General features: G+C 66.9%; 12 protein-coding genes. 1 reads left to right on the forward strand and 11 read right to left on the reverse strand.

Translation table 11 applies throughout. From position 1 onward, the window contains the following. Positions 1-986 (reverse strand): argininosuccinate synthase (locus tag Q0R27_RS08690; protein ID WP_293943396.1); only part of this gene is annotated, 986 nt, incomplete at its 3' end. Positions 987-1,197: 211 nt separating this feature from the next. Between Q0R27_RS08690 and Q0R27_RS08695 the strand changes: the two genes are divergently transcribed. Further along, positions 1,198-3,243 (forward strand): S46 family peptidase, encoded by a 2,046-nt coding sequence (locus Q0R27_RS08695; protein ID WP_293943398.1) that lies wholly within the window; start codon positions 1,198-1,200, stop codon positions 3,241-3,243. 4 nt (positions 3,244-3,247) lie between these two features. Here Q0R27_RS08695 and Q0R27_RS08700 read toward each other — a convergent pair whose 3' ends face one another. The 10 genes from Q0R27_RS08700 to Q0R27_RS08745 form a co-directional block, all read right to left on the reverse strand. Next, complete coding sequence (locus tag Q0R27_RS08700; protein WP_293943400.1) at positions 3,248-4,471, reverse strand: cyclopropane-fatty-acyl-phospholipid synthase family protein; 1,224 nt, start codon at positions 4,469-4,471, stop codon at positions 3,248-3,250. A 58-nt stretch (positions 4,472-4,529) separates the two neighbouring features. Continuing rightward, a complete protein-coding gene (rlmN, locus tag Q0R27_RS08705) occupies positions 4,530-5,741 on the reverse strand; it encodes a 23S rRNA (adenine(2503)-C(2))-methyltransferase RlmN (RefSeq protein WP_293943402.1) in 1,212 nt (403 codons plus the stop codon). A 37-nt stretch (positions 5,742-5,778) separates the two neighbouring features. Further along, on the reverse strand, positions 5,779-6,243 hold the full coding sequence (locus Q0R27_RS08710) for a hypothetical protein (RefSeq protein WP_293943404.1): 465 nt from the start codon (positions 6,241-6,243) through the stop codon (positions 5,779-5,781). 20 nt (positions 6,244-6,263) lie between these two features. Further along, positions 6,264-6,746, reverse strand: coding sequence for a prepilin peptidase (locus Q0R27_RS08715; protein WP_293943406.1), 483 nt, complete (start codon positions 6,744-6,746; stop codon positions 6,264-6,266). After that, complete coding sequence (locus Q0R27_RS08720; protein ID WP_293943408.1) at positions 6,743-7,528, reverse strand: hypothetical protein; 786 nt, start codon at positions 7,526-7,528, stop codon at positions 6,743-6,745. Before Q0R27_RS08720 ends, Q0R27_RS08715 begins: the two co-directional genes overlap by 4 nt. Next, positions 7,528-8,571 (reverse strand): LytR C-terminal domain-containing protein, encoded by a 1,044-nt coding sequence (locus Q0R27_RS08725; RefSeq protein ID WP_293943410.1) that lies wholly within the window; start codon positions 8,569-8,571, stop codon positions 7,528-7,530. The genes Q0R27_RS08720 and Q0R27_RS08725 overlap by 1 nt, the downstream gene beginning before the upstream one ends. Before the next feature lie 2 nt (positions 8,572-8,573). Beyond that, a complete protein-coding gene (locus Q0R27_RS08730) occupies positions 8,574-9,575 on the reverse strand; it encodes a type II secretion system F family protein (RefSeq protein ID WP_293943412.1) in 1,002 nt (333 codons plus the stop codon). Positions 9,576-9,579: 4 nt separating this feature from the next. Then, complete coding sequence (locus Q0R27_RS08735; RefSeq protein ID WP_293943414.1) at positions 9,580-10,578, reverse strand: type II secretion system F family protein; 999 nt, start codon at positions 10,576-10,578, stop codon at positions 9,580-9,582. After that, a complete protein-coding gene (locus Q0R27_RS08740) occupies positions 10,578-11,885 on the reverse strand; it encodes a CpaF family protein (protein WP_293943417.1) in 1,308 nt (435 codons plus the stop codon). The genes Q0R27_RS08735 and Q0R27_RS08740 overlap by 1 nt, the downstream gene beginning before the upstream one ends. A gap of 89 nt (positions 11,886-11,974) precedes the next feature. Continuing rightward, positions 11,975-13,042: pilus assembly protein CpaE (locus tag Q0R27_RS08745; RefSeq protein WP_293943415.1), on the reverse strand; the 1,068-nt coding region annotated here is incomplete at its 5' end.

Below are 13,042 nucleotides of genomic sequence, written 5' to 3' on the forward strand. Positions count from 1 at the left end.
TCGCGCTCGGGGCTGAACCAGAAGCCGTTGTAAAGAAGCTCCGCATAGCGCGGCATAAGCTCGTCCTTGAGGTGCGCCGCGCCGCGGTCGAGGGTCAGCTGCTCGATCGCGCGGTGCGCGGCGTGGAGGATCGTCCCGCCCGGCGTCTCGTACATGCCGCGGCTCTTCATCCCGACGAAGCGGTTCTCGACGAGGTCGAGCCGGCCGATGCCGTGGCGCTTGCCGAGCTCGTTGAGCCTGGCCAGCAGGTTCGCCGGCGACAGTGCTTCGCCATTCACGGCCACCGCGTCGCCGCGCTTGAATTCGACGGTGATCTCTTCGGGCGTATCGGGCGCTGAGACGAGGTCGTCGGTCCGCGAATAGACGTAATCGGGCACCTCGACCCACGGATCCTCGAGCACCTTGCCCTCGGACGAGGTGTGCAGCAGGTTGGCATCGGTCGAGAACGGACTCTCGCCACGCTTGTCCTTCGGCACCGGGATCTGGTGCTTCTCGGCGAACTCGATCAGCGCGGTGCGGCTGGTCAGGTCCCATTCGCGCCACGGGGCGATGACCCTGATATCGGGCGCGAGCGCATAATAGCCGAGCTCGAAGCGGACCTGGTCATTGCCCTTGCCGGTCGCGCCGTGGCTCACCGCGTCGGCGTCGACCTCTCGCGCGATCTCGATCTGGCGCTTGGCGATCAGCGGCCGCGCGATCGAGGTACCGAGCAGGTACAGCCCTTCGTACAGCGCATTGGCGCGCATCATCGGGAAGACATAGTCGCCGACGAACTCCTCCTTGAGGTCGTCGACGAAGATATGCTCGGGCTTGACGCCCATGAGCTCGGCCTTGGCGCGCGCCGGCTCGAGCTCCTCGCCCTGGCCGAGGTCGGCGGTGAAGGTCACCACTTCGCACTTGTAGGTGGTCTGCAACCACTTCAGGATGACGCTGGTGTCGAGCCCGCCTGAAAAGGCGAGCACCACGCGGCGCAAGCGGTCGGCCATGGGCGATCTTGTCCTTCGTCTGAGTCCGTGCGCGCCCTGCCACTGCCCGACGAGCCATTCAAGCGCGATGCAGGCAGCACGTTCATGGCGGGCAGGATGAACGGCGATCGCCACGACATCAAAAGCCGCGAACCCGGGAGGAGCGTTATGGCTTGCGCCGGGCGCTGCTTTTTGCTCCGATGTGAGAGGATTACGCATTTTGGAGAAGCTCATGCGCCTCACCACCCGCTTTGCCCTGCTGGGCACGATGCTGTCGCTTCCCCTCGCCGCCGCGCGCGCAGACGAAGGCATGTGGACCTTCGATGCCTTCCCCGCCGCCAAGATGCGAGCCGACTATGGCTTCGCCCCCGACCAGGCCTGGCTCGACCGGGTGCGCGCCTCGGCGGTCCGCCTGACCGGCGGCTGCTCGGCGAGCTTCGTGAGCGCCAGCGGTCTCATCCTCACCAACCACCATTGCGTCGCCAGTTGCCTCCAGGACCTGTCCGACAACGCCCATGACTATCTCGCGCGCGGCTACACCGCACGCACCCGTGAGGAGGAACGCCTCTGCCCCGGCCAGCAGGCCGAGGTCGTCACTTCGATCCGCGACGTCACCGCACAGGTGAAGGCCGCGGTCGGCGCCGCCGCCGGGCTTGCCGCGGTCAAGGCGCGCACCGCCGCCAATGCACAGATTGAGGGGGCGGGCTGCCCCGACCGCGCCACTACCCGCTGCCAGGTCGTCACGCTCTACGGCGGCGGCCAGTTCAAGCTTTACACCTACCGCAAATATTCCGACGTCCGCATCGTCTGGGCGCCCGAGTCTCGCGCCGAGCAGTTCGGCGGCGATCCCGACAATTTCAACTTCCCGCGCTATGCGCTCGATGGCAGCTTCCTGCGGGCCTATGAGAATGGCAAGCCGGTTGCGACTTCGCGGCACCTGACCTGGGCCGCGCGCGCGCCGGTCGACGGCGAGGCGACGTTCGTCGTTGGCAATCCCGGCACCACCGAGCGGCTGCTGACGGGATCGCAACTCGCCTTCGCGCGCCAAGTCACCGCGCCGCTCGACTCGCTCCTTTTTTCCGAGCTACGCGGCCGCCTCTTCTCGGCGATGGCGCAAAGCCCGCAGCGCGCCCGTGAAGGCAAGGAAGACCTCGACGGGGTCGAGAACAGCCTCAAGGTCTACATCGGCCGCGTGAAGGCGCTGGGCGATCCCACTCTCAGCGCCAAGCTCGCCGCCGCCGAGGCCGCCCTTCGTGGCCGTTCACGCGGTAATGCGGCGATCGGCGATCCCTGGGCCGACGCCGACCGCGCCGTCGCCGCCTATCGCAACCTCTATCTCACCCAGCGCTTCCTCCGCCCGCGCAGCGACCTCTACGGCTATGCTGCGCGCCTCGTCCGCGCCGCTGAGGAACGCACCAGGCCCAACGGCGAGCGCCTCCCTGGCTACAGCGACAGTGCGCTCCCGCTGCTCGAAAAACAGCTTCTCGACGCGACCCCCGTCACCCCATGGGTCGACCAGCTCAAGCTCGAATTCTGGCTGTCCAAGGCGCGCGAATATCTCGGCCCCGACGATGCCGATATCAAACTGCTGCTCGGCCGAGAATCGCCAGAGGGCCTCGCCGCGCGGCTGGTCGCGGGAACGCGTCTCGGCGACCCCGTCTTTCGGCGTACATTGTGGCAAGGCGGCAAGGCGGCGATCGACGCCTCGACCGACCCGCTGATCGTCCTCGCACGCAAGCTCGACGTGCGCGATCGCCAAATCATCGCGCTGGTCGACGAGCAGTACACCGGTCCGATTACTTCCGCGCGCAGCAAGATCGCCGATGCCCGCTTCGCTGCCTATGGCGACACCCTCTATCCCGACGCGACCTTCACGCTGCGTATCAGCTACGGCAAGGTCGCGGGGTGGATGGAGCGGGGCAAGATGGTCCCCACGCGCACCCTGATGGGCGGGATCTACGACCGCGCAACCGGCTCGGCCCCGTTCGACCTGCCGACCGCCTTCGACACCAACCGCGCGAAGCTCAACCCCGATGTCACCTATGACTTCGTCACCACCAACGACATCATCGGCGGCAATTCAGGCTCACCGGTGATCGACCGCGCGGGCAACGTCATCGGCGCGGCGTTCGACGGCAATATCCACAGCCTGGCGGGCAATTATGCCTATAATGGCGAGGACAACCGCACCGTAGCGGTCTCGACGGCCGCGCTCGAGGAGGGCTTGCGCATACTCTATCCGGCGCCCGCGCTGCTGGCGGAATTGCACGGGAAGTAAGGGATCAGGCGGAGCCTCGGTAGCGAGCCTCCGCCTCGACCATATAATCGCGGGTGATCGGCAGCGCGTAGCGGTCGCGAATATATTGTACCTGGAAATTGCACGCCGAACCGTTCTCGAACATCACGATCCCCCCCGCGAGATAAAATTCCCACATGCGGAAGAAACGCTCGTCGTACATTGCGACAATCTCCACCTGGCGCGCCTCGCACCGTTCGAGCCAGGTGCGCAGCGTGTAGGCGTAATGGATGCGTAGCGTCTCGACGTCGCTCGCGATCAGCCGCACCTTCTCGCTCGCCGCCGACATCTGCGACAGCGACGGCAGGTGGTAGCCGGGGAAGATCCACTTGTCGGTGAACGGATCAGGCGATCCGGACGACCCCAGCTTTCCGATAGTGTGGAGCAGCATCACCCCGTCCTGCTTGAGCAGCGTCTTGCAGGTCGCAAAAAACTCGTCGTAATGCGCGGCGCCGACATGCTCGAACATGCCGACCGAAACGATCCGGTCGAAGGTGCCGGTGAGGCTGCGATAGTCGGTGAGTTCGAACTTGACCTGGTCGGTGACCCCGGCCTCATCCGCGCGCCGTCGCGCGACCTTGAGCTGCTCCTCCGACAGCGTCACCCCGAGCACCTCGACCCCCGCGACCTTGTTGAGATAGAGCGCCATCCCGCCCCAGCCGCAGCCGATGTCGAGCACCCGCTGACCCGGTTTTAGGTGAAGCTTGGCGGCAATATGCGCCTTCTTGTCGGCCTGCGCCTGCTCGAGGCTGTTCTTCGGGTCGGTGTAATACGCGCAACTGTACTGGCGATCGTCGTCGAGGAACAGGTCGTACAGCTCGTCGGACAAGTCGTAATGATGCGCAACATTCTGCTTGGCCTTGGCCGCCGGGTTGCGGCGGAACAGCGCGACGACCTCGCTCATCTTGCCGGTCGACATGATCTTGCGACCCTTGCCCCCGAACTCCCATCGGTTGGCGCCGACGATAAGCTCGAGCAGGTCGAGGATTGTCCCCTCCTCGACCAGCAGCCGCCCGTCCATATAGGCCTCGCCGAACCCCAGCCGAGGATTGCGGACGATGTCGAACGCGACCTTGCGATCGGTGAAGCGGACGATGATCGGCTTGGCGTTAGCGTCGGGGCCGAATGTCTCGCGCTTGCCGTCGGCGGTGACGAGGGTCAGGCGGCCCTTGTTGACGAGAGTCCCGAGCAGCTTTCCGATCAACGACATTTAATACCCTCATGCAGTGCGCGCCCGATGTGCCGGGGCGGCGCGTGCCGCGCAAGCCTCACTCGGCCTCCAGCGCCGCCTGTTTTTCCTCGGCCAGCCGGTCGAGTTCGGCGCGGCTCTTCTTCTGGGAAGCCGTCTTCAACTGCCCGCACGCCGCGTCGATATCGCGGCCCCGCGGCGTGCGGACCGGCGCCGAGATGCCACCGGCGAAAATAATATTCGAAAAGCTGCGGATCCGTTCGGGCGTCGAGCATTCGTAGGTCGCGCCCGGCCACGGGTTGAACGGGATCAGATTGACCTTCGCCGGCAGATCGTAATGCTTGATCAGCCGGACCAGCTCGCGCGCATCGGCGTCGCTGTCGTTCTTGTCCCTGAGCATCACATATTCGAACGTGATCCGCCGGGCATTGTTGGCGCCGGGATAGTCGGCGCAGGCCTGAAGCAGCTCCTCGATGCCATACTTGCGGTTGATCGGCACGATCTCGTCGCGCACTTCCTTGGTCACGGCGTGGAGCGAGACGGCGAGGTTGACTCCGATCTCGGCGCCGGCGCGGGCCATCATCGGGACGACTCCCGAGGTCGACAGCGTGATGCGGCGCTTCGACAGCCCGAGCCCGTCGCCGTCCATCACGATCTTGAGTGCATCGCGGACATTCTCGAAATTGTAGAGCGGCTCGCCCATCCCCATCATCACGATGTTGGTCAGCATCCGGCCTTCTGGAGCCGACGGCCACTCGCCGAGCGCGTCGCGCGCCAGCATGACCTGCCCGACGATCTCGGCCGGTTCGAGATTGCGGACGAGGCGCATCGTCCCGGTGTGGCAGAAGCGGCAGTTGAGCGTGCAGCCAACCTGACTCGACACGCACAGCGTGCCGCGGTCCGCGTCGGGGATGAACACCATTTCGTAATCATGGGCGTCGTGTGTGCGCAGCAGCCACTTGCGCGTGCCGTCGGTCGACACCTGCGCCTCGATCACCTCGGGGCGGGTGATGATGAACCGCTCGGCGATCCATGGCTGTTGCACCTTTGCGATGTCGGTCATCAGGCTGATATCCGAGACGCCACGGTTGTAGATCCAGTGCCACAATTGCTTGGCGCGGAGCTTGGCCTGACGCGGTTCGAGGCCAGCTTCCTCCAATGCGTCGCGGATCGCGTCGCGGGCGAGTCCGACGAGCTCGACCCGACCATCGGCGCGCGGCGTGACCGGGCGCGCCACGGGGACGGGGTCGATCGGGCCGGGAATCGGCATCAGGGAGGTGTCGGCGCTCATGACGAAGCGCCCATCTAGCGATGATCGCTTTGTTTTTCTAGGCTCGTGCGGCGCAGGCGGCGGCGGCGTCGATCGCGCCGGGCGCGCCATCGAGCGCATAGCTGTCAACGAACCGTCCACCGGTTGGCGATCGAGCCTCGATGCGGAGTGAGCTGGCCGAGCGCATCGCGGCGATAATCGCGGCTTCCTGCGCCGGGCCTCGGCTCCACGCAAAGCGGTCGCGGGCGGCGAGTAGGAACGGCTGGTTAGCGACCGACAGCATGACCGTCGCGCCGGGCCGGAGTGGACGGCTGAGCTTCGCCGCAAGCTGGCCGTGGCGGTTGCCCGATCGGTCGAAACTAATCGCGAGATAGGCCTGCTCGGCACGATCGGCGGCAACACGCGCCGCCCGACTCGTTGCGTCGCACGTGGTCCCGCGCGCAAAGGTCGCCCAGGCGCCATCGCCGTAGCGGATCGTGGGCGCCGCACTCGTCAGCAGCAGGCCGGTCAACGCAAACGCCATTCTCGGAGGCATGGGCAGCCTCAACGAAGCAGCCAGATCATTACCGCCGTCCCCGCGGCGATGCCGATCCCGTAGGGAATGCCACCGCGGGGCTGGAGTGCAACAAACCGCCCGCGCGCGACGGCCGGCATTACTGGTCGGATCGACAGGAGCAGGATAGCCAGCAATCCACCGCAAATCGCCACTGCGACGAGCATCTTCCATCCGCTCGCGAGGTCGAACCACAGGCCGCAGCTGGCCAGCAGCTTGACGTCGCCGCCGCCAAGAAAGCGCGCCGAGAACAGAAAGGTCCCGACCAGGAGCAGCACCGCAAACAGGACTAGGTTTTGCCACAGCGAAATGCTCGGCCCAGCGATGACGATCGCAACGAAGGCGAGCGCGATGAGCGTGAGTGGAATGAGGTTGGAGATACGCAGCCGCCAGCCGTCTTCGAGCGCGGCCGCCATCAGGGTCAACTGCAGGGCGAAAACCAGCCAGAAGGGGGCCAGCGTGACCAGGTTCATCGGCTGGCCTCGACCGCGGCGAGGTTGGCGGCGGTGCGCGCATTCCACGCCGGGCGTGCCGCGATCGACTGCGAGAAAGCGGCGATCGCGCGACCGCGCTCGCCCTGCGCCGCGGCGGCGACCCCGGCGTCATTGAGCCGCGCCGCCCACGCTTCGTCGCTCTCGCCGGCTCCGCGTGGCGGCAGGTTCGTCGCGAGCGCGTCGCGCGCGAGTTGCAGGTTGTTGGCGAGTCGCCGCAACGAGGGGTCGAGGGACGCGCCCCGCCCCAGCTCGGTCTCCGCCTCGCGCCACCGGCCGCGCAGGATCAGCGACCAGCCGCGGTTGTTGGCGACCTCGGCGCGGTCGGGGGCGAGGGTCAGGGCACGGGCGTAGGCGGCGTCGGCGTCGGCCCAGTCGCCGCGCGCATCGGCCGCGGCACCGAGCGCGCTGAAGGCTCGCCAGCTCGCGGCGGGCAGGGCAGTCGCCGTGCGGAGAAGTGCCGTTGCTTCTCGAACATCGCGCATATGAAGCGCGGCAATGCCGGCCTGCTCGGCCATTGCGGCGTCGTCGGGGTGGCTTGGCAGGAGGGCGCGGTAGAGGTTGAGGGCCTGCGCGTCGTCGTGGCGGGCGAAGGCGAGGTCGGCGAGCAGGCGGTCGACCGGCTCTCCCGTAGCGCCGGCGGCGACGGCGTTGGCGATCATCGTCCGCGCCTGGTCGAGGCGGCCAGCGGTCAGCGCGTGGCGCGCTTCGCCAAGCGGGATGTCCGGGCTTGCCGCGGCCAGTGCGGCGGCGAGGAGCAGCATCAGACCCGTAGCGCCGGCTGGCTCATGGCATCGCGACCGAGCACGACGGTCAGCCGTCGCCCTTCGATGATCAACGGAACGACCGCGAAACTGCGCGCGAGCTTCACGGCCCGCGCTCGCTCGGATGCGGGCGCGATGATCACCGTCCGCGCCCGGACTTTCGGTGCATCGCCGACGAACGCCTGGGCGAAGCCGCGGCTCGATAGATAGCGCCGCGCGCGCCCGGCCAGACCCTGGCTCCGCGCTGCGTTCAGCACGAGCAACGGAGCGGGCACCGCCTTGGCTCGGGCCAGGCTCCGTGCCGGCGTCGTCGTCGCAGCGGCGCGCGTCGGCGACGCGCCGAAAGTCCGGGCGTAGACGGTCGATTGACGAACCGGCGTTGGCACGGTGACCAGCGCTACTTCACCGAGCGACAATCGTTCGAGGTGCGGGGTGCCGCGCGCGTCCTTGGCCGAAGCGGCAATCGCCAGCGGCAGCGGCCGGGCGACCGGGAGCTGGACGGTCGTCTCGCCGCTGAGCCGCGCAACGGGCAGTGGCAGGGGCGGCGGCAGGTTTATGCTCGACGATGCCACGAGCGCCGAGGGGCTGGCGCTCACGGTCGCGGCGGAGCCGGCGGCGACCAGCGCGATCCGCGCCGCAGCCTCGCGGCGAACCGCGGCGGCTTCCTCGGCGCGACCTTGCTGGAGCAGCGAGGCAGCGAGCATGCGGAGCAGGCGGGTGTCCGCCGGGGCGAGCGCCAGCGCCTCCTCATAATAACGGCGCGACATATCGTAGCGCCCCATCGCGTCGTAGCAGGCGGCGACGCCGGTCAGCGCGTCGATGCTCGCCGGTTCGTCGCGGAGCGCCTTGCGATAGGATTCGAGCGCCAGGGCGACATTGCCGAGCGCGAACTGACCAAGCGCCTCGGCGACGCGAAACGACACCGGGTGACGGCCTTCGGCGAGCGCGCTGGGCAAGGGTTTGATCGCGAGTTTACCCGACGTGCCGCACGACGCGGCGAACAGCGCGAGTGCCGCAACGGCGACAACCTTCCTGCATCTCATGATCAGCCTCCCCCACGTCCGGCCAACGCCGGCAGCAACACTCTGACTACCCGGATCACCGCCGGCAACATCAGCACGCCGATCATCACCGGCAGCATGCATACGACGAGCGGGATCGACAGGAGGACCGGAAGTTTATGCGCCTTTTCCTCGGCCCGCATCCGCCGCTTCTCGCGCATTTCGGCGGCGTAGACGCGCAGCGTCTGGCCGATCGACGAACCGAGCTTGGTCGATTGGATAAGAAGCGTCGCGAAAGCGCGGATTTCGTCAACGCCGGCCCGGTCGGCCATGCGGCGCAGCGCGTCCTCGCGGCTGCGGCCGGCGCGCAGCTCGAGGACGACGGCGCCGAGCTGCTCGGCGAGCAGCGGGTGCGAGCGCGTCATCTCCATGCCCACCCGGCTGAACGCCGCCTCAAGCCCTAGCCCGGCCTCGACGCACACCAGCATCAGGTCGAGCGCATCAGGAAACCCATTGATCAATTCGGTCTGTCGCCGCGCCGCGCGAGCGCGAATGTAGAGCGTGGGAATGTACAGCCCGATCGCGGCGGCAACGACTGAATAGAGGTAAAGCTTGGCGACGCTGGGGCGTTGTCCGGTCAGCGCCAGCCAACCGAAGAAGAGCACGGGAAGGCCAATGACCAGTCCGAGGCGAACCAGCGAATAGACGCGCGGCGCGAGCGGCGAAGCGAAGCCGGCGGCGACCATCTTCGTCCTGAGGGTCTCATCCTTGCTGTCGACCAGCGGAATGCCGCTCTTCTCGATCGCGCCGATTAGGTTGACCCACAGGCCTTGCGTCGTGTCGGAACGCAGCGATCCCGCTGCGATATTGGCATCCGCGGCTTGCGCCACCGTGGGGCCGCTCGTTTCGCCCGCCAGCCGTCGCCGGGTTTCGCCGCGCTGCCCCGCGAGGGTCACGATGGCATAACTGGCAAGTGCCACCGCCAGGAACAGGAAGACCAGCAGCGCCCACCGCAGCGATGGATAATTGACGAGGAGTTCGGTCATATCTTCAGACCTTCAGATCGACCATGCGGCGAATGATCAGCACGCCCGTGATGTAGAGCAGGATGAGCCCGCCGAAGCCGGGGATGAACATTCTGTCGTCGGCGACGTCGAGGAAAAAGCCCGGGTTGAGAATGAACAGCATGATGAACGAGCCAACCGGCAGGACGGTGAGCATGATCGCCGACATGCGCCCTTCGCTCGACAGCGCGCGCACCTTCATCATCATCGACGCTCGCTCGCGGATAACGGTCGACAGATTTTCGAGGATCTCGGCAAGGTTTCCGCCGGTCTCGCTCTGCACCGACAGGCTGACGACAAACATCCGCATGTCATCGAGGTCCCAGCGGTCGGCCATCGCCTCGAGGGCGTCGCGCAGGTCGGCGCCATAGGTCACTTCGTCGACCACCAGGCCGAACTGGCTGCCGATCGGGTCGGACATTTCGACCGTCAGCAGGTCGAGCGCAGCGGCGATCGGATGGCCCGCACGAAGGCCGCGGACGAATACGTCGAGCGCGGTCGGAAATTGTTCGATGATCTTCTTGCGCATCTTGGCCGCGCGCATGCTGAAGAACATCAGCGGCAGGGCCAGCCCCAACGCGATCGCGACGACGAGCAGCAGGAAGATGCGCCCTGCGCCTAGCGATCCGACCGCAGCGGCGAGCATGACAAGGATCACGAACAAGGCTACTGGCGCGGCGCCAAGCAGGGTCAGCAATCGACCGGTCGGAATCGTGATGCCGGCCTGAACAAGCATTCTGTCGACCTTGCGCGCCGGCCCGGTGAAGAAGTCCGGAAGACTTTCCGATAGCGCCGACGAATGGCGGCGAAGGAGGCTCATCGTGTCGGCACGCGATACGCCGCGGTCGATCATCTGCAAGCGCAGGTTGATCGCCTTGCCCTTGCTGCGCCGCGCGGCGAGCAGCCCGACGAGCATTTCGACGCCGAGCAGCACGGCAGCGAAGACGCACACCAGGAACAGGATGCGGATCCAGCTGTCGGCCATCAGTCGAAACTCGCATCGGGCCGGAACAGCTCGGGCGACAGCGACTTGCCATGCGCCATGACCTGATCGAGGAAGCGCGGGCGAATTCCGGTCGCTTCGAATCGGCCGAGTACCTGGCCGTCGCCGCCGATCCCGGTCTGCCGGAAGCGGAAGATCTCCTGCATCGTGATGACGTCGCTTTCCATGCCGGTCAGCTCGCTCAGGCTGAGCAATCTGCGGCGGCCGTCGGCGAGGCGAGCGACCTGGACGACGATGTGGATCGCCGAGCTGATCTGGGCACGGATCGAGCGCATCGGGATGTCGATCCCGCTCATGCCGACCATCTGCTCGATGCGCGACAGGCTGTCGCGCGCGGTGTTGGCGTGGACCGTGGTCATCGACCCGTCGTGACCGGTGTTCATTGCCTGGAGCATGTCGAACGCTTCGCCGGAGCGAACTTCGCCGACGATGATCCGGTCGGGCCGCATGCGCAGCGCGTTCTTGACCAGGTCGCGCTGGGCGATCTCGCCCTTGCCCTCGATGTTCGCCGGGCGGGTTTCCAGCCGGGCAACATGCGCCTGTTGGAGCTGGAGTTCAGCTGAATCCTCGATCGTCACGATTCGCTCGCGGTCGTCGATGAAGGCCGACATGGCGTTGAGCATGGTCGTCTTGCCCGACCCGGTGCCGCCCGAGATGAGCACGTTGAGCCGCGCGCCGACGATCGCCTTCAGCACTTCGGCAACCTGTGCCGGGACCGAGCCGATCTCGACCAGCCGGTCGAGGCTGATCGGTATCTTGGCGAACTTGCGGATCGACAGCAGAGAGCCGTCGAGTGCGAGCGGCGGGACGACGGCGTTGACGCGGCTGCCGTCGGCGAGCCGGGCATCGACCAGCGGCGAACTTTCGTCGACCCGCCGACCGACCGCCGAGACGATCTTCTGGATGATCCGCAAAAGGTGGCGCTCGTCCTTGAATCGCACCGGCGAGGGCTCGAGCTGGCCGTAGCGTTCGACGAACACTTGATTGTGGCCGTTGACCAGGATGTCGGTGATCGTGGCGTCCTTGAGCAGCGGCTCGAGCGGCCCGAGCCCGAGCAGTTCGTCGAGCACCTGGTCGGTCAGCAGGAGGCGCTCGGCGGCGTTGAGGGCGTGGCGCTGCTTGGCCAGCTCCTCCTCGATGATGTCGCCGACCTCGTCCTGGATCTGCGCGCGCGACATGGTGTCGAGCGCGGACAGGTTGATCAGGTCGAGCAGCCGCTGGTGGAGCTCCACCTTGAGGTCGGTATGGATGTCGCGCTTGGCGAAGGCGCCGGCATCGCCGACGGTCATCAGCCGGCGATGTTCGAGATCGCGCTCCGGATCGGCCTCGGCCGGAGTAGCCCCGACGCCGCGATCGGTCGGTTTACGGATCTGCCACATCATGTTTGCTCCACGCCTAACGCGGCGACAAGGCCGGCGGTCAATGTATCGAGGTCGCGCGCGAGCGGTCCGCGGCGGCGTATCTCGGCGACCGGAATTCCGCGTTCGATCGCCGCCGACATCGTCTCATGATCGTTGGCGACGGTGTAGGAGATCGGCCGTCCGAGCACGCGCTCGGCATCCTCGGCCTTGAGCGAGCGAAACAGCCCTTTCTCGGCGCGATTGATGACGATGCGGACGTCGAGGTTGCCGAGGTCCTGACTGGCGATCAGGTCGAGCTGGCGCTTGGCGCGGTGCAGGCTGGCAATGCGCAATTCGGTGACGAGCAGGACGATGTCCGACCGTGCAAGCAGCGACAGCGACCAGTTGCTCCAATTGTGGGGGAGGTCGACGAACACCGTGCCGAACTCGCGCATCGCGGTTTCGACGAGGCCGAGCATCTGGTCGCTCGCCAGGCTTTCGAGCGGAGTGATCTGCCGCGGCGCCGCCACGATCGAAAGGCCGCTGGGATGCGCCGCAGTGGTCGCGCGGAGCAATTCGCCGTCGACCCGCGATCCGGCCTCGATCAGGTCGGCGAGGTTGAGCGCCGGCTGCAGCCCGAGCTGGAACGCCGCGTCGCCGAACTGGACATCGAGGTCGATCAGGCAGGCCTCGCGCCCGGCGGCCTTTTCGCGCGCGGCGAAGCGGGTCGCGACCTGCGCGATGAGCGAGGTGGCGCCGACCCCGCCCTCGCCCTTGATGACGGTGACGAGCTTGCGTCGGCCGTTGCTGCCCGAATGGCGGCGCTCGGTGGCGAGCTCGCGCAACGGCTGGAGCGAGGTCTCGAGCTCTGCGAGGTCGAGCGGCAAGGGAATGACATCGTGCGCGCCGCCGCGGATCAGCGCGCGGACGAGCGCCAGCGGTGGTTCGAACGAGGCCGCCAGCAGCGGGGTCTCGGTCGCAGCGGCAAGCCGTTCGAAGCGCTTGATCGAGGCCGGCGTATCCGCGTCGACCTGGATTACCGCGCACGCTGCGCCGGTGAGCTCGGCGGGGTCGATCCAGTCGGTCACCGCGACCATGTTGAGTTC

This window comes from Sphingomonas sp., from assembly GCF_025362505.1.
In the GTDB taxonomy this organism is placed as follows: Bacteria; Pseudomonadota; Alphaproteobacteria; order Sphingomonadales; family Sphingomonadaceae; genus Sphingomicrobium.

Bases quoted from the DNA above. Each gene is read 5' to 3' on its own strand.
- Q0R27_RS08695 (WP_293943398.1), top strand. From the start codon at position 1,198: ATGCGCCTCACCACCCGCTTTGCCCTGCTGGGCACGATGCTGTCGCTT.
- Q0R27_RS08700 (WP_293943400.1), bottom strand. From the start codon at position 4,471: ATGTCGTTGATCGGAAAGCTGCTCGGGACTCTCGTCAACAAGGGCCGC.
- rlmN (WP_293943402.1), bottom strand. From the start codon at position 5,741: ATGAGCGCCGACACCTCCCTGATGCCGATTCCCGGCCCGATCGACCCC.
- Q0R27_RS08710 (WP_293943404.1), bottom strand. From the start codon at position 6,243: ATGGCGTTTGCGTTGACCGGCCTGCTGCTGACGAGTGCGGCGCCCACG.
- Q0R27_RS08715 (WP_293943406.1), bottom strand. From the start codon at position 6,746: ATGAACCTGGTCACGCTGGCCCCCTTCTGGCTGGTTTTCGCCCTGCAG.
- Q0R27_RS08720 (WP_293943408.1), bottom strand. From the start codon at position 7,528: ATGCTGCTCCTCGCCGCCGCACTGGCCGCGGCAAGCCCGGACATCCCG.
- Q0R27_RS08725 (WP_293943410.1), bottom strand. From the start codon at position 8,571: ATGAGATGCAGGAAGGTTGTCGCCGTTGCGGCACTCGCGCTGTTCGCC.
- Q0R27_RS08730 (WP_293943412.1), bottom strand. From the start codon at position 9,575: ATGACCGAACTCCTCGTCAATTATCCATCGCTGCGGTGGGCGCTGCTG.
- Q0R27_RS08735 (WP_293943414.1), bottom strand. From the start codon at position 10,578: ATGGCCGACAGCTGGATCCGCATCCTGTTCCTGGTGTGCGTCTTCGCT.
- Q0R27_RS08740 (WP_293943417.1), bottom strand. From the start codon at position 11,885: ATGACCGTCGGCGATGCCGGCGCCTTCGCCAAGCGCGACATCCATACC.